The organism is Marmoricola sp. OAE513, assembly GCF_040546585.1.
GTDB lineage: Bacteria > Actinomycetota > Actinomycetes > Propionibacteriales > Nocardioidaceae > Marmoricola.
In genome coordinates this window covers 2,541,764-2,565,033 of record NZ_JBEPOC010000001.1, presented here as the reverse complement: position 1 = coordinate 2,565,033, position 23,270 = coordinate 2,541,764, and the positions used below count along the sequence as shown (strand labels likewise).

At 69.8% G+C, this 23,270-nt stretch carries 25 protein-coding genes and 1 tRNA gene; 7 read left to right on the top strand and 19 right to left on the bottom strand.

Features of this window, described 5'->3' with window-relative positions:
- Positions 1-149: 149 nt before the first annotated feature.
- Positions 150-1,772, top strand: coding sequence for a calcium-binding protein (locus ABIE44_RS13015; RefSeq protein WP_209717032.1), 1,623 nt, complete (start codon positions 150-152; stop codon positions 1,770-1,772).
- 14 nt (positions 1,773-1,786) lie between these two features.
- Complete coding sequence (locus tag ABIE44_RS13010; protein ID WP_209717036.1) at positions 1,787-2,389, top strand: TetR/AcrR family transcriptional regulator; 603 nt, start codon at positions 1,787-1,789, stop codon at positions 2,387-2,389.
- 9 nt (positions 2,390-2,398) lie between these two features.
- Here ABIE44_RS13010 and ABIE44_RS13005 read toward each other — a convergent pair whose 3' ends face one another.
- From ABIE44_RS13005 to ABIE44_RS12990, 4 genes are all read right to left on the bottom strand, one after another.
- Positions 2,399-2,845 carry an SRPBCC family protein gene (locus ABIE44_RS13005; RefSeq protein WP_209717039.1) on the bottom strand — a complete coding sequence of 149 codons (447 nt, stop codon included), beginning with the start codon at positions 2,843-2,845 and terminating at the stop codon, positions 2,399-2,401.
- 15 nt (positions 2,846-2,860) lie between these two features.
- Entirely contained in the window at positions 2,861-4,060 is a 1,200-nt protein-coding gene (locus ABIE44_RS13000) for an oxygenase MpaB family protein (RefSeq protein ID WP_209717042.1), read from the bottom strand.
- Between the two features lie 168 nt (positions 4,061-4,228).
- Positions 4,229-4,307, bottom strand: a tRNA-Gln gene (locus ABIE44_RS12995).
- Between the two features lie 44 nt (positions 4,308-4,351).
- Positions 4,352-5,200: an acyl-CoA thioesterase domain-containing protein gene (locus tag ABIE44_RS12990; RefSeq protein ID WP_209717045.1), complete on the bottom strand. Its 849-nt coding sequence runs from the start codon at positions 5,198-5,200 to the stop codon at positions 4,352-4,354.
- A 157-nt stretch (positions 5,201-5,357) separates the two neighbouring features.
- Between ABIE44_RS12990 and ABIE44_RS12985 the strand changes: the two genes are divergently transcribed.
- Positions 5,358-6,332, top strand: coding sequence for an acyl-CoA desaturase (locus tag ABIE44_RS12985; RefSeq protein WP_209717050.1), 975 nt, complete (start codon positions 5,358-5,360; stop codon positions 6,330-6,332).
- Here the strand turns inward: ABIE44_RS12985 and ABIE44_RS12980 are convergent.
- Positions 6,322-6,894, bottom strand: a complete 573-nt coding sequence (locus tag ABIE44_RS12980) for a DinB family protein (RefSeq protein ID WP_209717053.1) — start codon at positions 6,892-6,894, stop codon at positions 6,322-6,324. The genes ABIE44_RS12985 and ABIE44_RS12980 overlap by 11 nt on opposite strands.
- A gap of 94 nt (positions 6,895-6,988) precedes the next feature.
- Between ABIE44_RS12980 and ABIE44_RS12975 the strand changes: the two genes are divergently transcribed.
- Positions 6,989-7,585: a TetR/AcrR family transcriptional regulator gene (locus ABIE44_RS12975; RefSeq protein ID WP_209723272.1), complete on the top strand. Its 597-nt coding sequence runs from the start codon at positions 6,989-6,991 to the stop codon at positions 7,583-7,585.
- A 1-nt stretch (position 7,586) separates the two neighbouring features.
- On the opposite strand, the gene ABIE44_RS12970 is transcribed toward ABIE44_RS12975, so the two are convergent.
- Genes ABIE44_RS12970 through ABIE44_RS12960 form a run of 3 tightly spaced genes read right to left on the bottom strand, consistent with a single transcriptional unit; the run spans position 7,587 to position 9,453 of the window.
- Entirely contained in the window at positions 7,587-8,267 is a 681-nt protein-coding gene (locus ABIE44_RS12970) for an alpha/beta fold hydrolase (RefSeq protein WP_209717056.1), read from the bottom strand.
- The gene (locus ABIE44_RS12965) at positions 8,267-8,647 is read right to left on the bottom strand and encodes a VOC family protein (protein ID WP_209717059.1); all 381 of its coding nucleotides are present in this window, start codon (positions 8,645-8,647) and stop codon (positions 8,267-8,269) included. The genes ABIE44_RS12970 and ABIE44_RS12965 overlap by 1 nt, the downstream gene beginning before the upstream one ends.
- 32 nt (positions 8,648-8,679) lie before the next feature.
- On the bottom strand, positions 8,680-9,453 hold the full coding sequence (locus ABIE44_RS12960) for a methyltransferase domain-containing protein (protein WP_209717062.1): 774 nt from the start codon (positions 9,451-9,453) through the stop codon (positions 8,680-8,682).
- An 86-nt stretch (positions 9,454-9,539) separates the two neighbouring features.
- On the opposite strand from ABIE44_RS12960, the gene ABIE44_RS12955 reads away from it, so the two are divergent.
- Entirely contained in the window at positions 9,540-10,040 is a 501-nt protein-coding gene (locus ABIE44_RS12955) for a MarR family winged helix-turn-helix transcriptional regulator (protein WP_209717065.1), read from the top strand.
- A 1-nt stretch (position 10,041) separates the two neighbouring features.
- Here the strand turns inward: ABIE44_RS12955 and ABIE44_RS12950 are convergent, their stop codons facing one another.
- The 7 genes from ABIE44_RS12950 to rsmI all read right to left on the bottom strand — a co-directional run bounded on the left by ABIE44_RS12950 (position 10,042) and on the right by rsmI (position 17,506).
- Entirely contained in the window at positions 10,042-10,683 is a 642-nt protein-coding gene (locus ABIE44_RS12950; RefSeq protein ID WP_209717068.1) for a LysE family translocator, read from the bottom strand.
- 55 nt (positions 10,684-10,738) lie between these two features.
- On the bottom strand, positions 10,739-12,538 hold the full coding sequence (locus ABIE44_RS12945; RefSeq protein WP_209717071.1) for an ABC-F family ATP-binding cassette domain-containing protein: 1,800 nt from the start codon (positions 12,536-12,538) through the stop codon (positions 10,739-10,741).
- A gap of 13 nt (positions 12,539-12,551) precedes the next feature.
- Positions 12,552-13,451, bottom strand: coding sequence for a 4-(cytidine 5'-diphospho)-2-C-methyl-D-erythritol kinase (locus tag ABIE44_RS12940; RefSeq protein WP_354438064.1), 900 nt, complete (start codon positions 13,449-13,451; stop codon positions 12,552-12,554).
- Positions 13,448-14,335: a 16S rRNA (adenine(1518)-N(6)/adenine(1519)-N(6))-dimethyltransferase RsmA gene (gene rsmA / locus ABIE44_RS12935; RefSeq protein WP_354438063.1), complete on the bottom strand. Its 888-nt coding sequence runs from the start codon at positions 14,333-14,335 to the stop codon at positions 13,448-13,450. The genes ABIE44_RS12940 and rsmA overlap by 4 nt, the downstream gene beginning before the upstream one ends.
- Before the next feature lie 47 nt (positions 14,336-14,382).
- A complete protein-coding gene (locus ABIE44_RS12930; protein ID WP_354438062.1) occupies positions 14,383-15,510 on the bottom strand; it encodes a resuscitation-promoting factor in 1,128 nt (375 codons plus the stop codon).
- A gap of 266 nt (positions 15,511-15,776) precedes the next feature.
- Entirely contained in the window at positions 15,777-16,646 is an 870-nt protein-coding gene (locus tag ABIE44_RS12925; RefSeq protein WP_209717080.1) for a TatD family hydrolase, read from the bottom strand.
- The gene (gene rsmI / locus ABIE44_RS12920) at positions 16,646-17,506 is read right to left on the bottom strand and encodes a 16S rRNA (cytidine(1402)-2'-O)-methyltransferase (RefSeq protein ID WP_209717083.1); all 861 of its coding nucleotides are present in this window, start codon (positions 17,504-17,506) and stop codon (positions 16,646-16,648) included. Before rsmI ends, ABIE44_RS12925 begins: the two co-directional genes overlap by 1 nt.
- Positions 17,507-17,543: 37 nt before the next feature.
- On the opposite strand from rsmI, the gene ABIE44_RS12915 reads away from it, so the two are divergent.
- Positions 17,544-19,238 (top strand): dolichyl-phosphate-mannose--protein mannosyltransferase, encoded by a 1,695-nt coding sequence (locus ABIE44_RS12915; RefSeq protein ID WP_354438061.1) that lies wholly within the window; start codon positions 17,544-17,546, stop codon positions 19,236-19,238.
- Here the strand turns inward: ABIE44_RS12915 and ABIE44_RS12910 are convergent.
- The 3 genes from ABIE44_RS12910 to ABIE44_RS12900 are packed head-to-tail and all read right to left on the bottom strand — an operon-like array spanning position 19,235 to position 20,329.
- Positions 19,235-19,615, bottom strand: a complete 381-nt coding sequence (locus ABIE44_RS12910) for a hypothetical protein (protein WP_209717086.1) — start codon at positions 19,613-19,615, stop codon at positions 19,235-19,237. The two genes, ABIE44_RS12915 and ABIE44_RS12910, sit on opposite strands and share 4 nt — an antisense overlap.
- Positions 19,616-19,618: 3 nt before the next feature.
- Positions 19,619-20,143: a ferritin gene (locus ABIE44_RS12905; protein ID WP_209717090.1), complete on the bottom strand. Its 525-nt coding sequence runs from the start codon at positions 20,141-20,143 to the stop codon at positions 19,619-19,621.
- Positions 20,144-20,164: 21 nt separating this feature from the next.
- Positions 20,165-20,329, bottom strand: coding sequence for a hypothetical protein (locus ABIE44_RS12900; RefSeq protein WP_209723760.1), 165 nt, complete (start codon positions 20,327-20,329; stop codon positions 20,165-20,167).
- A 434-nt stretch (positions 20,330-20,763) separates the two neighbouring features.
- Between ABIE44_RS12900 and ABIE44_RS12895 the strand changes: the two genes are divergently transcribed.
- Entirely contained in the window at positions 20,764-22,374 is a 1,611-nt protein-coding gene (locus ABIE44_RS12895; RefSeq protein ID WP_209717093.1) for an AMP-binding protein, read from the top strand.
- Between the two features lie 3 nt (positions 22,375-22,377).
- Here the strand turns inward: ABIE44_RS12895 and ABIE44_RS12890 are convergent, their stop codons facing one another.
- Positions 22,378-23,232 (bottom strand): LLM class F420-dependent oxidoreductase, encoded by an 855-nt coding sequence (locus ABIE44_RS12890; RefSeq protein ID WP_209717096.1) that lies wholly within the window; start codon positions 23,230-23,232, stop codon positions 22,378-22,380.
- Positions 23,233-23,270: the final 38 nt, after the last annotated feature.

Genomic DNA, 23,270 nt, shown 5'->3' with positions numbered 1-23,270 from the left:
GCGCACAGGTGGTCTGAACCGGCGTGACCTCACGCGGTGACGTAGACCACTGGTCCCGATCTCGACGAACGCCTTGCGCCGGAGTCAGGCTGGAGGTTAGTTTCAGAGCACTTGCTCTTTAACTGCTCGGAAACCCGCTCGGAGGACTCATGCACACCCGCTCACTGCTCGCCGTCGCCGCACTGGCCGCGGCCGCCGCCCTGGTCGCCGCACCGGCGTACGCCGCGAAGACCTGCGGCGGCAAGGTCGTCACCGTCGACCTGTCGCTCGGCCAGAGCCCGACCTCGGGCGACGACGTCATCCTGGGTCTGCCCGGCGACGACATGCTCGTTGCCGGCGCCGGCAACGACACCATCTGCGGTGGCACCGGCAACGATCTGCTGCTCGGGCAGGAAGGCAACGACACGATCTACGGCGGTTCCGGCAACGACCTGCTCGACGGCGGCCTCGGCAACGACTCCCTGCGCGGCGAGACCGGTACCGACCAGCTCTCGTTCGACGATGCCAGCAGCTCGAGCACCGATCTCAGCACCGGCACCGCGTCGTCACCGCAGGCGGGGAACGACACGGTCACCTCGATCGAGGTCGTCTACGGCACCGACGGGCCCGACACGATGATCGGCGACGACCGGGCGAACGTGTTCTTCGGCAACAAGGGCTCGGACACGATCACCGGACGCGGCGGCAACGACGTCCTGTACGGCGACGACGACAACGTCCTCGACGCGGACGGCGGAAACATCCTCCAGGGCGGTGCCGGCAACGACGTCCTGATCGGCTCGCTGGGCAACGACACCTACTCGGGCGGCGACGGCAACGACACGGTCAGCTTCGAGCTCAGCACGGTCGCCATCACGATGAACCTCGGCCTGACCGCGCTCCAGAACACCGGCGAGGGGTCGGACACCGTGGTCGGCACCGAGAACCTCACCGGCAGTCAGCAGGTCGACCAGCTGGACGGCGACGACGGCCCCAACCGGATCCGTGGTCTCGGCGGCAACGACCGGCTCGACGGCGACCGGGGCAACGACGTCGTCGAGGGCGGCGACGGGAACGACTTCCTCTACGGGTACTTCGGCAACGACCGTCTTGACGGCGGCAACGGCGGAGACGTCCTGCGCGGCGGCCAGGACAACGACGTGCTCCTGGGCCAGGGCGGTAACGACGAGCTCTTCGGCGACGACGGCTACGGCAGCACCTCCTACACCGGAACCGACGCACTGTACGGCGGCGACGGTGACGACCTCGTCGACGGCGGTCCGGGCAACGACCACCTCGGCGGCGGCAACGGCAACGACTCGATCCAGGGCTACAACGGCAACGACGTCCTCGACCCCGGAGCCGGGGACGACGACGCGCTGGGCGGAGCGGGCAGCGACACCGTGACCTACGCCGGCGCGGCCAAGGCCGTGAGCCTGTCGCTCGGGAAGGACGGGGCCACCCAGAACACGGGTGGCGCCGGCTACGACACCCTGCTCTCCGTGGAGCACCTGTCGGGTTCGCGCTTCGCCGACGTCCTCGTCGGCTCGGCAGGCGGCAACGTCATCAAGGGCGGCGCCGGCAACGACCGCATCGCCGGCGGCGCCGGCAACGACACCCTCCTCGGCGGGACCGGCAACGACACCATCACCGGCGACGCAGGCACCGACAAGCTCTACGGCGAGGCCGGCAAGGACAAGCTCAACGGCGGCACCCAGAAGGACTACTGCAACGGCGGACCGGCCAAGGACTCGGCGACCGGGTGCGAGGTGAAGGTCGCGATCCGCCGCTAGGCGGAAGGACAAGCATGGGTCGACCGCAGTCACTCGACGTCGACGACCTGCTCGACCACGCCAGAGCGATCTGGGTGGCCGAGCGGGTCGCGGCGGTGACGATCCGCGCACTCAGCGCACGGTCCGGGGTGTCCAACGGGGCGATCTACCACCACTTCGCGTCCCGCAACCACCTGCTCGCCCAGGTCTGGGCACGCGAGGCGTCGGGCTTCCTGGCCTTCCAGGCCGAGGAGGTACGACGCGCACGTGAGGCCGGCACGGCCACGGACGCTGTCGTCGCGGCCGCGCTCGCGACCGGGGCCTACTCCGTCGCGAACGCCGACGCGACCCGGGTCCTGATGGCGAGCAGACCGGGATCCTCGGCAGGCGACGGCGTCCCGGAGACGTTGCAGGCCCAGCTGCGGCAGTACCGAGCCTCCGCGGCCACCCTGCTCGCCGATCTTGCGCACGACCTCTGGTCGCGGCGGGACGCGACCGCCGTGACGGTGGTGCGTGCCTGCGCGGTGGACATCCCGGCCCGCCTGTTCGTCACCGCCCGCAGCCCGAACGACCCCCTGGCTCGGTTCGTCGTCGAGCGCGCGGTCCGTGGCGTCCTCGCCGAGGAACCGCCGCGCTGACCGGGAGGGTCAGCCGCGCAGCGACTCCACGTTCCGCACCAGCGTCTCGCTGGTGTGCTTCACCGCGATGCCGACGAACGGCTTGATGCCGGCCGCCATCGTCGCGCCGACAGGCCCTCCCGGCAACGAGTAGCTGATGCACGCGTCGACCAGGGTGCGGTTGTCGTCCAGGGCGGTGAACGTCCAGCGCTGGGTGTTCCTGATGCCCCTGACCGAGGTCAGCTCGATCATCTTGTTCTCCTCGTACGCCGTGCACCTGATGCGCGACGACAACGAGACGCCGACCTTCATGACGCCGTCGTACTCCGCGCCGACACCGTGCTGGTTGCCGCCGACGTGCTCGATCTTGTCGAGGCCGTACATCCACTCGCGGGTCTTGTGGAAGTCGTCGACGTAGGCGAAGACCTTCTCCACGGGCGCTGCGATCTCGACGCTGTGCTCGACGATGGACGGCATCTCACGATCCTGCCACTAGTGACCACGCCCGACCGCGCCGGGAACCGCGTCGACCAGGTCGTGGGTCATAGCGTGCTCCGCCTTCAGGCGGGCGAGCTCGGTCGCACGTTCGGCGTACCCGCGACGGGTGACCTCCTCGCGCCCGAACCGACGCAGCCTGATCTGGTCGGCCGCCGCCAGGGCCGGGCGCAACGCCCGGACCACGTGCTTGGTCGCACCGTCGGGGATGCCCAGGTCGTCGGCCGCAGCATCGCCGAGGAACACCCGCGACATGCCGTACATGAGCTTCTTGGCAGCCTCCTCGCGCCACCGCTGCGGTCCGGGCAGCATGGTCGCGAGCTGCGGAGCGAGGTACTCCTCGGTCAGGGCTCGCGTGAAGTCCCGGCTGTAGACGTTCGGCCCGGGCGAGGTCAGCCGGTAGAGCTCCTCGATCCGGATCTGGTCCGCCTCGTCGGTCGGGTTCAGGGAGTCGTCCACCCCGATCACGTACCCGACGTAGCGCCACAGGTGGTAGATGTCCGCGAGCTCGCCGGGCTTCAGGCGCACCCCAAGGTGCTCCATCGCAGCCAGCGAGATGTGCCCGAACTCGGCAAGGGTGAACGCCATGTACGGCTGCGGGATCGGCACACCCCAGGCGTCGGTGTCCCACTCGTCGTTGCGACCGATGTGGCGGCGCACGTGGGCGTGGATCATCCGGACCCGGACCGTGTGCTGGAAGCCCGGGGCGTCGACCGCCATCCCACCGCGCGCCACCACGCGGGACAGCCACTCCCCGACCTCGAGGGACCGTACGGCGGGCTGATTGCCGTAGCGGCCGGTGAGCAGCAGCGGCTGCGCGGCGACCCAGTTGTTCGCCCCGGCGAGCAGCGACGCCGCACCGAGCACCAGCCCCCACTGCGCGGAGTACCGGACCAGGACGTCGCTCGCGCGGTCCAGCCGCTCGCGCTCGAGCCACGCCGGCTCGGCGGTGATCTGGTCGAGGAGTGCCTGCACCGAGGGCACCGGGTCGGTCACCGCACCGACTCCCTGCTTCATCATCAGGCGTACGGCGCGACCAGCCTCAGGCCCCGACGGGTCGTTGACGACGGCGTCGGCCAGCGGGTCCGCCCGCCACATGCCGGCCACCCAGGCGGCGCCGGTCGTCCCGTACCGCTCGACCGCCGCGTCGGCGTTCGGGATCGCGGTGGGCGCGGGACGCAGGTCGCTGGCGGTCACGCGGTCATTGAAGCACGTTGACAGTACTACTGTCAGGGTTGAGCGCACGGGTCGGTGGTTGCCCTGGCGCAGCTCTCACCGCGCCCCCCGGGTGCTCCTCGCTTCGCTCGTCGACCCCGGGTCGCTCGCTCGGCCAAGATCGAGCAAGCTCGACTTGGCTCTCGTTCGCTCCCCGGGTAGGAGTCGAACCTACGTCGCTAGTCCTGATTCAAAGTCAGGCGGGCCCTGCCGGCAGACCAACCGGGGATTGCTGCAGGGCTCAGGCTATCGGCAGCGAGGCGTGCGCCGCGCTCACGCCCCGTTGATCGAGTCCTCGGTGAAGTCGTGCTGGGTGAAGTCCACCGCACGACGCGCGTTCGAGATCGAGGTGACGGTCGTCGTGCCGATCGGACCCTCGCGGTCGAAGACGATGCAGCTACCGGTGGCGATGCCGTCGTGGGCCGTCCGGTTGACCGCGGCCAGCCCGATCTCCTGGCTGACCGGCACCCGCGAGATCGCCAACGTGACGTCGGTGTTGATGTACTGCACGCCCGCGTCACCCCAGTTCACGACCATGCTGGTCGAATCAGCGGCACCCGCCAGGCCCTGAAACGGCGTGGGCTTCTCTCCGGCCACGATCGCGAGCGCGGTCTGCCAGGTCTGCTTGCGACCACCGTTCTGGTGCTCGGCGAAGTTCTGCGACCAGCCGACGCCCTCGCTGAAGAAGATCGGCACCCGCGGCTCGTCGGAGACCTCGGCGATGTCCAGGGGCGGCGGGGTCGGCTCGTCCGGCGGGCCCCAGACCTCGCCCGGTGGGTTCTCGGTCTCTTTGAGGAACAGGCAGCTCGCCCGCGCCACGACCTCGCCGCCCTGGGACAAGGTGGCGTCCACGAGCATCAGCCGGGAGCCCTCGCGGACGACGGTCGAGGCCATCGCGCACGGGCCCATGCTCGGCGCCTTGAACAGGTCGACGGTGTAGCGCGCCGGGCGCAGATCGTCCCGCCCGGCCGACTTCACGGCGTTCTCCAGCTCCCGCGCGAGCGCACCGCTGGTGGCTACTCCGTGCATCTGATCGGCTCGCCACAGACTACGAGCGATGTCCTGGGGTACGAGAAGACCGTCCTCAAGTCGGAACAGGGCGTACTTCGTCGGAGCCGTCATACCGCTGATTCTCCCCGTCGCGAGACGCACCGTTCCGCCCGGGGGCCCGAACGTCCCCGATTTCACGACTACGCCACCGCACCTACGCATCCGTAGGTTACGGTTTTGCCAGAGACTGACCCCGTGCCGGCGGGGCCTAGCCCGCGAAGGAAAGAACATGACTGCGTCCCCCACCCTGGACAGGGCCACCCTGGATGAGCCCGTGGTCCACGCGACCCTGGGCGGCGAGACCCAGTCGCGCACCGAGCAGGTCGCACTGGCGATCTTCATCGCGGTGCCGTTCCTGGCCCTGATCGCCGCTGTCCCGATCGCCTGGGGCGGTTGGCTCGGCTGGAGCGACCTCGCCATCATGGCGGCGATGTACTGGTTCACCGGCCACGGCATCACCGTCGGCTTCCACCGGCTCTTCACCCACAAGTCGTTCAAGCCGAACAGGTTCACGAAGATCGCCCTCGCCGTCGCCGGCTCGATGGCGATCCAGGGGCCGATCGTGCGCTGGGTGGCAGATCACCGCAAGCACCACAAGTTCTCCGACCGGGACGGCGATCCGCACAGCCCGTGGAAGTACGGCACCAACCTGCGCGCGCTCTGGAAGGGCTTCTGGCACGCGCACATGATGTGGCTCTTCGACACCGAGCAGACCGTGCAGCGCAAGTACGCGCCGGACCTGCTCAAGGACAAGGACATCGTCCGGATCTCGAAGAACTTCTGGGCCTTCGTGCTGCTCTCCATGCTGCTGCCTGCGGCCCTCGGCGGTCTCATCACCTGGTCCTGGCAGGGTGCACTGACCGCGTTCTTCTGGGGCTCGCTGGTCAGGGTCGCCCTGCTGCACCACGTGACCTGGTCGATCAACTCGATCTGCCACACGATCGGCGACCGCCCGTTCGTCTCGCGCGACAAGTCGGCCAACGTCTGGTGGTTGGCGATCCCGTCGATGGGCGAGTCCTGGCACAACCTGCACCACGCCGATCCGACCTGCGCCCGCCACGGCGTGCAGCGCGGCCAGCTCGACACCTCGGCCCGACTCATCTGGATCCTGGAGAAGATCGGCTTCGTCAAGGAGGTCCGCTGGCCGGTGGCCGAGCGGGTCCAGGCGAAGCTCGTCAGCGCCCAGCCCGCGGCTACTGCCTGAACGTCTCCGCAGCCGCCTGGATCTTCGCGACGTAGTCGCTCCAGTACGCCGCGTCGCCGACCGCGGCAGCGTCAGCCTGGCCGCTGCCGTCGACGAGCTCGCGGCAGATGTCTGCGTGCCCGGCGTGGTGCGCGGTCTCGTCGACCATCCTGACCAGCAGCACGCCGAGCGTCGTGGCCCGGCGGTCCTCGGGCCAGTGCGGTACCGATCCCGCAGCGTCCAGCTCGAGCGCCTCGAGGGTCGCGTCCGAGTGCGCGCACGCGCGAAGGTAGAGCGCGACGAGCTCCTCCCGCGATTCAGCGGCGGTCGCCCACATGTCGGCGCCGTCCCAGACCGAACCGTCGGCGACCCACGGGAGCACGTCCGGCGGGGTGCGCCCGAACGACTCACCCAGGTAGACGTGCTCGATGCCGATCATGTGCTTGACCAGGCCGAGCAGGTTGGTGCCGCTGGCCGTGATCGGTCGCCGGGCGTCGTACTCGGACAGACCGTCGAGCTTGTCGAGAAGCACCTGACGGGTGACCTTCAGCTTCGCGTGCAGCTCGCCCTTGAGATCGGTCATGGCACCAAAGTAGGCGGCGGCACCGACGCAGCGCTGGCAGGATGACCGGGTGCCTCCCCGCGAACCTCGACCCAAGAAGCCCGCACGCAGCCGGATGACCGCTGCCGAGCGCCGCGAGCAGCTGATCGAGATCGCCCGGACGGTCTTCTCCGAGAAGGGTTTCGACGGTGTCTCGGTCGAGGAGATCGCCGCCCGCGCCGAGGTCTCCAAGCCGGTCGTCTACGAGCACTTCGGCGGCAAGGAGGGCCTGTACGCCGTGGTGGTCGACCGCGAGGTGCGGCAGCTGCTCGGCATGGTGCGCGAGGCGCTGACCTCCGGGACGCCGCGGCTGCTGCTGGAGCAGGCGGCGTTCGCGTTGCTCGACTACATCGAGGAGTCCCCCGAAGGCTTCCGGATCCTGGTGCGCGACAGTCCGCTCGGATCGGCCAGCGGGTCCTACGTCTCGATCATGAGCGACATCGCCACCCGGGTGGAGTTCATCCTGGTCGACGAGTTCAAGCGTCGCGGGTTCGACGCGAAGACCGCCCCGATGTACTCCCAGATGCTGGTCGGCATGGTCGGCACGACGGGCCAGTGGTGGCTGGACGCACGCAAGCCCGGCAAGGAGGTCGTCGCCGCGAATCTGGTGAACCTGGCGTGGAACGGGCTGTCCGGCCTGGAGTCGAAGCCGGGCCTCCGGATCACCGACTGAATCAGGCCAGCAGCACCGCCCGGGCCACCTCGGCCGGGAAGGACAGCGCGCACAGGTGCCCGCCCGGGACCACCGTCGGCTCGACACCGAGCCGCTCACGGGCGACCCGCTGCTGGAGCGCGAGCGGGAAGAACCGGTCCTCCCCGCCGGCGACCACACGCGTCGGCACGTCCGGCCACGCCGCGATCGCGCACGGCGAGACGAACGCGGCTTCCACCTCGTCCTTGCCACCCTCCATCAGCAGGGCGGTCGTCTCCTCGTCCAGGTCGTGCAGGAAGTAGGCGTCGAGGTCGAAGTCGGTCGGGTATCCGCCGGCCTCCGCAGCCTCGACCCGCGCCTGCTCCGAGCCGACCGCATCCCACCACTCCCCCGGCGTCTCCCCGGGCAGCGGCACCATCGCGTTGAGCAGGACGATGCCGACGACGGTGCGGCCCGCTGCCTGCAGACGCTCGGCGAGCATCGGCGCCGTGAAGCCGCCCATCGACTGCGCGACGACGAGCACGTCGTCAGCCGCACCGCACGACTCGAGTGCGACCTCGACGTACGTCGGGAGTCCGGCGGACTCGTCGTCCGCGGGCAGCTCGACGGCCACGGCGTCGTGCCCCTCGGTCTCGAGGAGCGGCACGACCTTGTCCCAGTACGCCGCAGCGCCGCCGGCACCCGGGAGCAGGACGATGCGCATCAGGCGTCCGAGGCGACGGTGTGGCAGCAGGCCTCGACGTTGTTGCCGTCGGGGTCGCGGACGAACCCGCCGTAGTAGTGGTCGTGGTACTCCGGCCACTGGCGGGGCTCGTGCAGCACCTCGAGCCCGAGACCGCGCGCCGCCTCGACGAACGCCTGCACGGTCTCCTTGTCGGGCGCGGAGAAGGCCAGGTGCATCTCCCGGTTGTCGGCGGGCTGGCCGTCGTACCGGCCGATCCAGAAGTCCGGCTTGTCCGTCCCGTAGCCGATGAAGTCTCCGTACTCCAGCAGGCGCTTGTGCCCGAGCGTGGCCAGCACGGTGTCGTAGAAGACCTTGGAGGCGTCGATGTCTGCGCAGTTGATACCGAAGTGATCGATCATGCCGCCAGCGTGCCCGTTCGCACCGACAGGATCTAGGGGTGCGGCGTCCGGGCCACCACGAACACCCGCCGGAACGGCAGAACCACGCCTGCCGGCGTCGCCTCGTACGCCGCATCCAGCCGCCGCTTCAGCTCTGCCTCGAAGCGCGGACGCAGCTCGGCATCGAGCGCCGCCAACGTCGGCCGGGCGCTGGTCCCGCTGATCCAGGTGAACACCGGGTCTGGTCCGGAGAGCTGGTGCAGGTAGGTGGTCTCCCACGCATCCACCGTGCAGCCGAGACCGGTCAGCGCGTGCAGGTAGGTAGCCGCGTCGAACGCTTGCGGCGAGGCGACTCCCGCGGTCTGCTCGGCGTACGGCGCCTCGGCCGCGAGCTCCTCGCGCAGGGTGTGGCTGGGCTCGTCGAAGTTCGCGGGGACACCGAAGGCGAACCATCCGCCGGGCGTCACCTGGCCGACGAGGCCTGGCAGCAGCTCGAGGTGGTCGGGCACCCACTGCAGCGTCGCGTGGGAGACGAGGACGTCCACGGGCTCCGGTGCCGTCCACGTCGCCACGTCGTCGACCCGGTAGTCGACGGCCGATCCCCTCGATCGCGCCCTGGCGATCATCGCGGCGCTCGCGTCGATGCCGACGACCCTCGCCGCCTGCCAGCGCTGCGCCAGCAGGTCGGTCATGTTCCCGGGCCCGCAACCCAGGTCGACGACCGTGCTCGGTGCCGTGGCATCGATGCGAGCCAGCAGCTCCACGAACGGGCGACCCCGCTCGTCGGCGAAAGTCAGGTAGCGGTCGGGGTCCCAGCTGTGCGGCATCGCGGATCTCCAAACTCTCTTGATATCAAGATACTTTGCTCGCGCTATCTCTCGATGTCAAGAATCTTTCTGACTAAGATGCCTTCATGTCCATCCCCGAGGGAGCCGACGAGGTTGACGAGCTGGTCCAGGCGTGGCGCCGCGAGCGCGACGACCTCGACCTGGGCCCCGTCGAGATCTTCAGCCGGATCAGCCGGCTCGCCCGCCTGCTCGACCTGGCCCGGCGCGAGGCGTTCACGGCGCAGTCGATCGAGCCGTGGGAGTTCGACGTGCTGGCCGCACTCCGACGCGCCGGCAGGCCGTACCAGCTGAGCCCGGGTCAGCTCCTCAAGGAGACGATGGTGACGAGCGGGACGATGACGAACCGGATCGACCGGCTCTCCGAACGTGGTCTGGTCGAGCGCTCCGCCGATCCCAACGACCGGCGCGGCGTTCTCGTCGGCCTGACCACTGCCGGCAAGCGCGCGGTCGACGGCGCGTTCGAGACGTTGCTCGCCAGCGAGCGCGACCTGCTCACCGAGCTGTCCGGCGAGGAGCGCACCGACCTCGCCGACCTGCTGAAGCGGTTGATGCGGCCGCTGCGCTGATTCAGTGTTCGCCGGTCACCGCGAGCGCCAGCCCCAGACCGATCATCGAGACGCCACCCACGGTCCCCATCGCCTCGCCGCGCTTCGGCGACCGGTTGAACCAGCTGCGCAGCTGGGAGGCGATCAGCGCCCAGAGGCTGTCGGAGAGCAGGCCGATCGTGGTGGCGATCAGGCCGAGGAGCAGCATCTGGAGCTGCAGATGACCCTCGCCCCGATCGACGAACTGCGGCAGCACGGCGGCGAGCATCATGTACCCCTTCGGGTTCGACGCCCCGACGACGAAGCCCTGCCGGATCGCCCGCGCCCAGGTCATCGTCGGCCCCAGGTCGTCGGGGCCGCCGGCCGTGAGGAACTCCTTGCGCCGGCGTACGGCCTCGACCCCGAGGTAGACGAGGTACGCCGCTCCGGCGATCTTCAGCACCAGGAACACGACCAACGACTCCTGGACGACGACGCCGAGGCCGGCCGCTACCAGGACGACGATCGTCACCAGGCCGAGCGTGTTGCCGATGACCGAGGCCAGCGCGACACCGCGACCGTAGGCCAGTGCGCGCCCGACGACGAAGACGACGCTCGGGCCGGGGATGACGATGATGACGAACGCGGCAAGTCCGAAGGTCAGGACCTGGTCGAGGGAGATCACCTGTCGAGGCTAGACCCTGCGGGCTCTTCGATGTCAGCGCATTTCGGCAGCAATTTCACTGCAGCAGCGCCGAGGCCTCGAGCCATTCCAGCTCGAGTCCGTCGCGCTCCTGCTGCGCCGCGGTGAGCTCTTCGGCGAGCTTGCCCATCGCCTCGTAGTCGTCGGCGACCGCCGCGATCGCTGCGTTCAGCTCGGCCTCGCGGGCGAGCAGCTTGGCGATCTTGTTCTCGACCCGGGCGATGGTCTTGCGTGCCGCGCGCTCCTCGGCGCCGCCGACCTTCGCCTTCGCCTTCCCGGGCGTCTCGGCAGGCTCGACGACCGAGGCAGGTTCGCCGACGGAGGCAGAATCGGCGGCCGGACCGCTCGCCGCCTTGCGCATCTCGAGGTACTGGTCGACACCCTTCGGCAGCATCCCGATGGTGCCGTCGCCCATGAGCGCCCAGATCGAGTCGGTCGCGCGCTCGAGGAAGTAGCGGTCGTGCGAGACGACGACCAGGGTGCCCGGCCAGCCGTCGAGGAAGTCCTCGAGGACGGCGAGCGTCTCGATGTCCAGGTCGTTGGTCGGCTCGTCGAGCAGCAGCACGTTCGGCTCGGAGAGCAGCAGCTTCAGCAGCTGGAACCGGCGCCGCTCGCCACCGGACAGGTCCCCCAGACGCGCGGTCAGCCGGTCACCGGTGAAGCCGAAACGCTCGAGCATCGAGGTCGCGGTGACCTCGCCCCCGCCGGCCGTCCTCGTCACCCGGCGGACGTCCTCGATGGCGTTCAGCACGCGCACCGACGGGTCCTCGGGCGTGACGTTCTGCGTCAGGTGCTGCAACGCGACCGTGCGCCCGCGCTTGACCCTGCCCTTGGTCGGCTCGAGCGATCCGGCAACGAGGTTGAGGAGCGAGGTCTTGCCCGCGCCGTTCACCCCGACCACGCCGACACGGTCGCCGGGTCCGAGCCGCCAGGTGGCGTGGTCGAGCAGCACGCGTTCGCCGCGGACCAGGTCGACGTCCTCGACGTCGATGACGTCCTTCCCGAGTCGCTGGGTGGCGAAGCGCTCCAGCTGCAACCGGTCGCGCGGCGGCGGCTCGTCGGCGATCAGCTCGTTGGCGGCGTCGATGCGGAACTTCGGCTTCGACGTACGGGCGGGGGCGCCGCGGCGCAGCCAGGCGAGCTCCTTGCGCATGAGGTTCTGCCGACGCTGCTCGCTCGCCGCCGCCTGCCGCATCCGCTCGTTCTTGGCCAGCACGAAGGCCGCGTACCCGCCCTCGTAGATGTCGATGACACCGTCGTGCACCTCCCAGGTCTGCTCGCAGACCTCGTCGAGGAACCAGCGGTCGTGGGTGACCACGACGAGCGCGGACGCGCGCCCCTTGAGGTGACCGGCGAGCCAGGCGATCGCCTCGACGTCGAGGTGGTTGGTCGGCTCGTCGAGGATCAGCAGGTCGTCGGGCTCGAGCAGGAGCTTGGCCAACGAGCACCGGCGACGCTCACCGCCCGAGAGGCCGTGCACCTCGCGGTCCAGGCCGATGCCGGCGAGCAGCACCTCGACCACCTCGCGGGTCGTGGAGTCCGCCGCCCACTCGTGGTCGGCCTTGCCGCCGAGAACGACCTCGCGGACGGTGTGGTTGTCGTCGAGCAGGTCGCGTTGGTCGAGGTAGCCCAGGTGCAGATCGCGCGAGCGCGAGACCCGACCACCGTCGGGCTCCTCGCGACCAGTCATCAGGTTGAGCAGCGTGGTCTTGCCGTCGCCGTTGCGACCCACGATGCCGATCCGCTCTCCCACCCCGACGCCGAGGCTGACCTCGTCGAGCAGGATCCGGATGCCGAAGGACTTCGACACCTTCTCCAGGTTGATCAGGTTGGACATGTGTCTCTCCAGGTCATACGTAGTCCACGACGTGCGTCCCGGCGACCGGACCGGTGGCGACGAGGACACCGGGCACCCCGCCCTCGAGCAGCTGCTCGCGCACCCGGTGCGCCTCGTCCTGGTCGGCAACCAGTCCGAGGAAGGTCGGCCCGGAGCCGGAGAGCAGCGTCGCCACAGCTCCGGCGTCCTCCAGCGCTGCCTGCGTCGAGCGCAGGTCGGAGCGCAGGTCGAGCGCCACCGCCTGCAGGTCGTTGGCGAGCGCGTCGGCGCAGGCGTCGAGGTCGCCGGACTCCAGCGCCGCCCGGATCGCCTCGGTGCCGGAGCCGCGCTGGATGTCCTCCGCCTCGTCGAACGCGCCGTAGACGACCGCGGTCGAGAGGCCCTCCGCGTTCGGGACGACGACCCACCACCAGGTGCCGTTGTCGACGACCGGTTCCACGAGCTCGCCGTGGCCCGTGCCGTGCGCAGTTCCGCCGATCAGCGCGAACGGGACGTCGCTGCCCAGGCGCGCGGCGATGGCGAGCAGGTCCTCGTCGGTCGTCTGCAGGTCCCAGAGCCGGTCGAGGGCGACCAGTGTGGCCGCCGCATCGGCGCTGCCGCCCGCCATCCCGCCGGCCACCGGGATGCCCTTGCTGATGGCGATCGCAGCGCGGCGGTCGATGCCGTGGTGCTCGGTGAGCATCCGGCCCGCGCGGATCGCGATGTTGTCCTCGTCCAGCGGGACCTCGGAGCAGTCGACGGCCCCGACCGGCCGCACCGTGACGCTCCAGGCGCCGGCGTTCGAGACGGTGACGTCGTCGTACAGGCTGATCGCCTGGTAGACGGTGTCGAGCGGGTGGTAGCCGTCCTCACGGACCGGGCCGACGCCGAGGACCAGGTTGACCTTGGCGGGGGCGCGCACGGTGATGCTCACGGGGCCTCCGTCGCTCGGGACGCGTCCAGACCCTCGGCGATCCGCACGAAGTCGTCGATCCGCAGCTGCTCGCCCCGGGTCATGGGGTCGATGCCTGCGCGCTCGAGCGCCGCCTCGGCCGCCTCGGCGGAACCGGCCAGCTCGCGCAGCGACGGCCGCAAGGCCTTGCGGCGGTGGGCGAACGCCGCGTCGACGACGGCGAACACCTGCTCCCGGGTGGCGGTCGTCGCCGGCGGCTCGCGGCGCGTCCAGGCCACCAGGCCGGAGTCCACGTTGGGCGCGGGCCAGAAGACGTTGCGTCCGATCGCACCCGCACGCCGTACGTCGGCGTACCAGGCGGCCTTGACCGACGGGACCCCGTAGACCTTCGAGCCCGGCGAGGCAGCGAGCCGGTCGGCGACCTCGGCCTGCACCATCACCAGCCCGCGCTCGAGCGAGGGCAGCAGCGCGAGGAGGTGCAGCAGGACCGGGACGGAGACGTTGTACGGCAGGTTCGCGACCAGCGCGGTCGGCGGCGGCCCTGGGATCTCGGCGATGCGCAGCGCATCGGCCAGCACGACCTCGAACGCACCGACCTGGTCGGGTGCGTGCGCCGCGATCGTGGCAGGCAGCGCGTGGGCGAGCAGCGGATCGATCTCCAGCGCGACGACGCGCCGCGCGACGGCGAGCAGCGCGAGGGTCAACGAACCCAGGCCGGGCCCCACCTCGACGACGACGTCGTCGCTCGTGATGCCCGACTCGGCGACGATCTTGCGGACCGTGTTGCCGTCGATGACGAAGTTCTGGCCCTTCTGCTTCGTCGGGCGCAGGTCGAGTCCCGCGGCCAGCGTCCGGATCTCCGCCGCCCCCAGGAGGGTGGGCGGAGAAACAGGTCGGCCGGTCACGGGTAGAAGGCTATCCGTGACCGGCCGTTTGCCTGTCATCGCCAGGGCTACGCCAGCTTGCCGCAGTGGGGCCAGGCGCCATACCCGCCCGAGCGCTGGCGGACGCGCTCGGCGACGGCGATCTGCTCCTCGCGGCTGGCCTGGTCGGGGCGACCGACGCCGCCGTTCGCACGCCAGGTGCTCATCGAGAACTGCAGGCCGCCGTAGTAGCCGTTGCCGGTGTTGATGTGCCAGTTGCCGCCGGACTCGCACTGGGCGATCCGGTCCCAGGCGCCACCGTTGGCCGTGCTGGCCGGGACGGCCTTCGTGCCGACCGCGACGACCGACTTCGTCGGAGCCTTGAGCACCTGCTGGGTCAGGACCTTCTTCTTCACGACCTTGCCGTTGTGGAAGACGATCTTGTAGGTCACGTCGCGCACGCCGGCCTTGCCCGTCTTCACGGTCTCGCTCTGCCCGACGTACATCGAGGGGTCGGACTTCTTCACCACCGGCGGGGCGACCCGCTCGCGGGCGACGTGCTTCCGGATGCTGCGGACCTTGATCAGGGTGATCTTGTCGCCGGCCTTGATCGGGCTCGTGAGCGCCGGGCGGACGATGTCGTTCTCGTCCTTCTCGGCACCGAGCTGCTTCAGCAGCACAGCCACGGTCGGGGCGGCCACCTTGACGCGACGGGCGTCGGCCTTGCCGAGCTTGACCACGAACTGCTTGGGCAGCGTGATCAGCAGTGCCATGCCCTCGCGGTCGATGGCGGCGTCACGGCTGGTCGACAAAGTGGCCTTGCCGTGGCGGATGCCGAGCTGGTCCAGGGCCGTCTCGACCTTGGTCGCGGTGGTCCAGTAGGTCTTCTTCCGCCCGTCGACGCTGACCTCGAGGGGCCGGCTGTACCGGACCGAGATCTCGGAGCCGTCGTTGACCGACGAGTCCAGGGACGGGACGACCTGGTCCCGGCTGGAAAGCTTGATGCCCTCACCGGCCAGCACGTCCTCGACGCTGTCGCCGAAGGTGCGCACGGTGTGGGTCTTGCCGTCGACCGAGAGGGTGACCTCGTGGCTCGCTGCCGCGTAGCCGACGGTCGTCGCCAGGACGGCGACGGTGATGGTGCTGACGAGGCCGATGATGACGGCCCGGCTGTTCATGATCCTTGAGCTGACGATGTGCGTGAGGTTCGCGCGCACGGTTCTCCGATGTTCGGACTCTCCGAGCCACGGGGGGATGCACCGCGGCGGCCCTGGCGGCTCATACCTGCCTGGGACGCTCACACCTGCCTCGATGCAGGATCCTGCGGTGTCCGAGATGTACTGATTCCCCGTTCTCGGCCAACAGTCATCGACCTTGACAGGACGGGACCGGCGATTGCAAACCGAACACACCCCTCTGAGCGGGGCAGGTGGGTCAGGTCACGTGTTTCGTGTCCGTTTTGTGACGGTTGTCACAGCGACTCTCAACTAGCGCTCCAGGGTCCGCCGAAGGCGTCCTCGGTGTTCGCGTCGATGGCCCGGCAGAGCTCCTCGAGGTCCGCGCCACGAGTGGCGGCCATCGCCCGTACCGTCGTCGGAACCAGGTACGACGCGTTCGGTCGACCGCGCCACGGCTCGGGTGTCAGGAACGGTGCGTCGGTCTCCACGAGGATCCGGTCGAGCGGTGCCATCCGGAGCGCCTCGCGCAACGGCTCGGCGTTCTTGAAGGTCACCGTGCCGGCGAACGACAGGTAGGCGCCCCGCTCGAGACAGGCAGCGGCGAACGCCGCGTCGCCCGAGAAGCAGTGCATCACCCAGCGGTGCGGGGCCCCGACCTCGTCGAGCACGGCGAGCACCTCGTCATGGGCGTCACGGTCGTGGATCACCAGGGTCTTACCGAGCTCGCCGGCCAGCTCGATGTGCCGGCGGAACGAGCGCACCTGCGCTGCCTGCCCCTCGGGCCCCGTGCGGAACGTGTCCAGGCCGGTCTCCCCGACCGCCCTCACCCGCGCATCGGTGGCGAGGTCGGCGATCTCAGCGAGGGCCTCGTCGAGACGACCCTCGGCGTCCAGGCGCGGCGCCTCGTTGGGGTGCAGCGCGACCCCGGCAACGATCGCCGCGTGGGAGTTGGCGGTCTCGACGGCCCAGCGGGCGCCGGGCAGGTCGCAACCGATCTGCACGATCCTCGGGACGCCGACGGCCGCCGAGCGGGCGAGCGCCTCGGCGACCAGAATTGGCTCACCGGGACCGTCGTGCGCCCCGATGTCGAGGTGGCAGTGGTTGTCGACGACGGGGTGCGGCAGCGGCTCGGGAGCCTCGGGTCGCTCACCGGAACGCTGGGCGGTGCGCGCCACTAGACGGCTCCCTTCTTGTGGACCAGGTCGTAGACCTCGCGCTTGGGAACCCCGGCGCGCCTGGCCACATCGGCGATCGCGTCCTTGCGGGAGACCCCGCGCGCCTCTTGGTCTGCTACCCAGGCGACCAGTGTCGCCGGGTCGTCGACCGGTCCGGCCTCCGGGGCTCCGGAGACCACGATGGTCACCTCGCCGCGGACACCATCGGCAGCCCAGGCGGCGAGAGCACCGAGGCCGTCGCGGACGACCTCCTCGTGCGTCTTGGTCAGCTCGCGGCAAAGGGCCGCGCTCCGGTCGGCGCCGAACGCGTCGGCCATCGCGGCCAAGGCCGCCTCGGTGCGGTGCGGGGCCTCGAAGAAGACCATCGTGCGCTGCTCGTCTGCCAGGTCGGCGAGGCGGCGGGACCGCTCGCCGGCCTTGCGCGGCAGGAAGCCCTCGAAGCAGAACCTGTCGACCGGCAGGCCGCTGACGGCGAGCGCGGTCAGGACGGCGGACGGACCGGGGACCGAGGTGATCTCGATGTCAGCCTCGACCGCTGCCGCGACGAGCCGGTACCCGGGGTCCGAGACGCTCGGCATCCCGGCATCGGTGACCAGCACCACTCGGTTGCCGGCCTCCAGGAGCTCGACCAGGTACGGCGTCCGGGCCTCCTCGTTGCCCTCGAAGTAGGACAGCACCCGGCCGGTGGGCTCGATTCCGAGGTCGGTGGTCAGACGCTTGAGCCGACGGGTGTCCTCGGCCGCGATCACGTCGGCCTCGGCGAGCTCGCGGGCCAGTCGCGGCGGAGCGTCCTCGACCCGGCCGATCGGCGTCCCGGCCAGGACCAGGACCCCTGCGGCTGTCCCGGCGCTCGACGTCATGCGCCGATCATGTCAGGCGCACCCGTAGGGTGGCGCCGTGCCTTCGGAGGAGGAGCCGGTCGCGACCGAACCGGACGACGCGTCGCCGGGCCCGGGCGCGCCCGCGGTCGCCACGCTGTCGCGCAACGCCGTCGACGACGCGGTCCCGACCGCCGTCGAGCGGGCCCGACCGCGGGCCTTCGACGTCGATCCCGTGATCTCCTGGGCGGCCACCTTCGGCGTCACCCTGATCGCGGCGTTCCTGCGGCTGTGGAAGCTGGACGACCCGAAGAAGTTCCTCTTCGACGAGACCTACTACGCCAAGGACGCCTGGTCGCTGGTCCACAACGGCTACGTGTCCACCTACGTGGACAACGCGGACTCCAAGATCATCGCCGGGAACGTCGACGGGCTCTGGACCGGCGACCCGTCGATGATCGTGCACCCGGAGGTCGGCAAGTGGCTGATCGGTCTCTCCGAGGCGATCGCCGGGATGACGCCGTGCGGCTGGCGCCTGGCTCCCGCGATCATCGGCTCGCTCATGGTGCTGGTGATGATCCGGCTCACCCGCCGCGTCACCGGGTCCACGATGCTCGGTCTGGTCGCCGGCATCCTGATGACCTTCGACGGACTCCAGTTCGTGCTCTCCCGGCTGGCGCTGCTCGACATCTTCCAGGCGTTCTTCGTGCTGTGCGCCGTATCCTGCCTGGTCGCCGACCGGGACTGGTTCCGCGCCAGACTGGCTCGAGAGGCCGAGAAGCGCGGCGGGAACCTCGCGGACTGGGGCCCGCGCTTCTTCTGGCGCCCCTGGCTGTTGGCCACCGGCGCCTGGTGGGGCCTCGCGCTGGGGACCAAGTGGTCCTCGATCTACCCGTTGGCGGCGTTCGGGCTGCTGTTCTGGTTCTGGAGCTCGGGGGCACGACGCTCGTTCGGCATCAAGCGGCCCCTCGTCAAGGCCGCCGTCGTCGACGCGCTGCCGGCCGTCGGGTACGTCGTGCTGCTGCCGGTCGTCGTGTACCTCGCCTCGTGGACCGGGTGGCTGATCCACGCCGACGTCTACGAGAAGCACCTGTCGAACAACGCCTACGGCCCCTACTGGGGCAGCTACCTCAAGCACGACGCCCACGGGTTCTTCCCCGAGCTCGTCCAGTCGCTGCGATCGCTGTGGCACTACCACCAGGACGTCTGGCAGTTCCACACGAAGGGCCTCAACACGGCTCACCACGTCTACCAGTCCAACCCCTTGGGCTGGCCGCTGCTCGGCCGGCCCGTCGGGGTGGAGGCGGACCTCGACATCGCCGCCGGGAGCCAGGGCTGCAACGCCACCGGCGGCGAGACCTGCCTGCGTCAGGTGATCCTGCTCGGCACCCCGGCGCTGTGGTGGTTCTCCTGCGTCGCGCTGGTCTTCTCCGCGATCGCGTGGATCGGCAAGCGCGACTGGCGCTACGGGGTCGTCGTGGTGGGTGCCCTGGTGACCTGGCTGCCGTGGCTGCGGTTCGACGACCGTCCGATCTTCAGCTTCTACGCGATCAACATGGAGCCGTTCATGATCCTGGGCGCCGTGATGCTGCTCGGCGAGATGCTCGGCCGCGCCGATGCCAGCGCGGTGCGGCGCAAGGTGGGCGCGATCGCCGCGGGCAGCGTCGTCGTCCTGGTGATTCTCAACTTCGCGTGGTTCTGGCCCATCTACACCGACGGCCTGCTCACCCAGAGCGAGTGGCTCCAGCGGATCTGGTTCCGACGCTGGATCTAGTGCTGGTGCCCGAACACCTCGTGGTGCACCCGGTCTGACTCCTGCTGGTCGAGCCAGGTGATCTCGTACGTCGTCCCCTGCACCTCGTCGCGCCCGGCAGCCCAGGTCGCGAGCAGCGCGTCGATCCGTTCGGGGCGGACCCAGTCGTCGCTGTCGAAGCTGCCGTCGTCGAGCTTCGTCATCACCACGGGGAACTCGGTCGGGTCCTGCCAGCGTCGCCACCACAGCCACCCGCTGAGCCGATCGGCCAGGTAGTCGGTCTCGACCAGGACGTGGCCGGAGGCAACGCCGTCACGGCTGAGCCGAGCGGCACGTCCTCGGTACGGGTCGAGCCGCGGATCAGGGACGGCGCCCTCGAAGGACGGGCTCCAGGGCACCGTTCAGGCGCCGGCGACCGGCGGCGCGGTCGGGTCGGCGCCTTCGCCACCCTGCTCGCGACGCATGTACTCCTCGATCGCGTTGACGTCGTCCTTCGCACGGGTCACGACGGTGAGCAGGTCGTTCATGGTCGCGACCTCCTCGACCTGCTCCTTGATGAACCACTGCGTGAACTGCTCGGCGGCGAAGTCGTTCTCCTCGCGCGCGGTGCGGGTGAGCGCGAAGATCTGCTCGGAGACCCGCTTCTCCTGGGCGAGCGCGAGCTCGACCGGCTCGACGATCGAGGAGAAGTCGGTCTTCGGCGCCTCGACGCCCGGGATCCTCACGGCGCAGTCGGTGTCCAGGAGGAACTGGACCATCATCATCGCGTGGTCGCGCTCCTCGAGCGCCTGACCGTAGAAGAACGCCGCCATCTGCGGCATGGTCAGCGCGTCGTAGTGGATCGCGCAGGCGACGTACTGCTGGTGGGCGGCGAACTCGTTACCGATCTGCTCGTTGAGCTGTTCGGCGAAGCGGGGTGCAGTCACTGCCTGGTCCTCCTGGTGGGATCAGGCAGCTTTCTTGCCTGACTTCTTCTGGTTCTTCACGGCGGAGGCGAGCTCGGACTTGGTGATCTTCTTGGTGACCTTGACCTTGGGGCGTGCCTTCTTGGCGGACTTCTTGGTCAGCGGCCGACCCTCGGGATCAACCCGGACGAGGTTTCGCCTGTGCACACCGTATCCGGACGGCAGGTCGCCCTCCTTGAGCATGCGGATGGGGCAACGGTTGCAGCGTGTCTTCGCCACGCAACACTTCGTCTTCGGAAGCTTCAGCGCCTTGCCCACGCTTCCAGCGTAGCACCGAGGAAGGGTTGCCTTACCTGAGTTGAGACACGAGTCACTCAGCGGAGCGCGGCGAGGACCAGCACCGCGACGACGAGGGCGGCGTAGGTGGTCAGGACGAGCAGCCTGTTCGGCCCGGTTCGAGTGATCACACTGGGGGAACCCGGAACACGACGGGTGATCACGGGCAGACAGCCGGTTTTCGCTGTCCGCGATGCGGGTGTCCCTTGACCTTCGTCCCGGTCCGAGCATGATTGCCCTGTCGAACGGGGGCTCGGCGTCCCTGCACGCACGTAGTCCCGTTCCAGGACCCGACGAGGAGACCCATGAACCCGATGCAGCTGATCGACCGTGCCGGAATCGAGTCGCGTGCCCTGCTCGCGCTGATGCGGGCGGGAGCGATCGGCGGCGCCGGGCCCCGGAAGACCGTCGAGATCCTCAAGACCCTCAGTGCCTTCGGACCGTTCGGCGCCTCGGTGCACCTCGCAGCGATCCGGCACCCCGAGTCCCCGGCGATCGCCGACGAGCGCGGCGAGATCACCTACGCCGAGTTCGACGAGATGATCAACCGGCTCGCCCACGCCCTGCTCGGGCTCGGCCTCAAGCCCGGCGACGGCATCGCCATGCTCTGCCGCAACCACCGCGCTCCCCTGGTCGTCGGGTTCGCCGCGTCCCGCGCGGGGCTGCGCAGCCTGTGGCTGAACACCTCCTTCTCGGCGCGGCAGGCGACCGAGGTGTGCGAGCGCGAGGGCGTCGACCTGCTCGTCCACGACGCCGAATTCGAATCGATCCTCGGTGACGTCGCCCCGCGGTTCGGCAAGTTCTCCGTCGACGTCTCCGGCGCCAGCACCGACGACCTCGACCGGCTGATCGCCACCGGCGACCCGGCCCTCCCGACTCCGCCGGCCAAGCCCGGCCGGATCGTACTGCTGACCAGCGGCACCACCGGTACGCCGAAGGGTGCTCCTCGCCCCGACCCGAAGGGATTCGCCATCCCTGGTGGGGTGCTCGACCGGATGCCGATGCGTTCCGGCGAGGCCACCGTGATGGGCCCGCCCCTGTTCCACGGCACGGGGCTGCTGCTGGCGCTGCTCGCGATCTCGGTCGGCAACAAGCTGGTGCTGCGCACCAAGTTCGACGCCCGGCAGATGCTCACCGACATCAGCGAGCACCAGGCGGCCACCATCTGCGTCGTCCCGATCATGCTGCAGCGGATGGTCGAACTGGGCCCCGAGGCACTGGCCGAGTACGACACCAGCTCGCTGCGCTGCGCCTTCACCGCCGGTTCCCAGCTGCCGGCCGCCGTGTCCAAGCAGGTCTCCGAGCTGATCGGCGACGTGATCTACAACCTGTACGGGTCGACCGAGGTCTCGGTCGCGACCCTGGCGACCCCCGACGACGTCCGTGACTTCCCGACGTCGGTCGGCAAGCCGTGCCTGGGCGTGCGGATCAAGATCCTCGACGACAAGGGGAACGAGGTCCCTCGGGGCGAGACCGGCCGGATCTTCGTCGGCACCACCGCGCCGTTCGAGGGCTACACCGGCGGCGGCGGCAAGGAGATCATCGGCGGGATGATGTCCAGCGGCGACGTGGGGCACTTCGACTCCGCCGGCCGGCTCTACATCGACGGCCGCGACGACGAGATGATCATCTCCGGCGGTGAGAACGTCTTCCCGCGCGAGGTCGAGGAGCTGCTCGTCACGCACCCGGCGATCGCGGACGCCGCGGTCCTCGGTGCCGAGGACGAGGCCTTCGGCCAGCGGCTGCGCGCCTTCGTGGTGCTCAAGCCGGGCGAGTCGCTGGAGGCCACTGCGGTGCAGGACTTCGTCAAGGACAACCTGGCGCGCTACAAGTCCCCGCGCGACGTGGTGTTCCTCGACGAGCTGCCCCGGAACCCCACCGGCAAGGTGCTCAAGCGGGAGCTCGCCAACCTCTGAGCCTCAGAGCTGCTGCAGCACCTCGACCTGGGGTGCCAGCGCGCGCACCAGCCCGAGCGGCTCGGTGCCGAGGTGCATCACGTGCACCTCGGTGACGCCGAGGTCGGCGTACGGCTTCATCCGCTCGGCGAAGCCGGTCGGGTCGCAGTCGCCGGTCCACAGCAGCGTCTTCGCGATCGCGTCGTAGTCCCGCCCGACCTCCGCGCAGTGCCGGCGCAGGACGGCGAGCTTCGCCTCGATCGCTGCCGGACCGAGGTCGTCGTTCGCGAACAGGTTGCAGGCGTCGGCGTACGTCGCGACCAGGCGCAGGGTGCGTCGCTCTCCCGAGCCGCCGATCATCAGCGGCACCGGCCTGACCGGCTGCGGCGAGCAGACCGTGGCGTCAAGGCGGTAGTGCGTGCCGACGTACGGGCCGTCGTCGGGCGACCACATCTGCCGGAGGATCTGCACGGTCTCCTCGAGCCGCTCGAAGCGCTCGGCGAGGCTGGGGAACGGAACTCCCAGGGCCCGGTGCTCCCCCTCGTACCAGGCGGCGCCGAGGCCGAGGACCGCGCGCCCGCCGGACAAGTTGTCCAGCGTCGCGACGATCTTGCCGAGCACACCCGGGTGCCGGTACGTGACGCCGGTGACCAGCAGCTGCAGGTCGACCGTGCTCGTGTGCGCGGCGAGGAAACCGAGAGTCGTGTACCCCTCGAGCATAGGGCTGGACGGCGGGCCCATGAATTCGAGCTGGAGCAGGTGATCCATCACCGAGAGGTTGTCGAACCCTGCCTCCTCGACCCCGGCGCCGATCGCAGCGAGGGCCGGGCCGACCGGTTCGCCGAGGTCGAAATTGACGAGGTGGAGTCCGAGCCGCATGCGTGAACGCTAGCGCCGCCCCTCCCCGACCCGGCAGC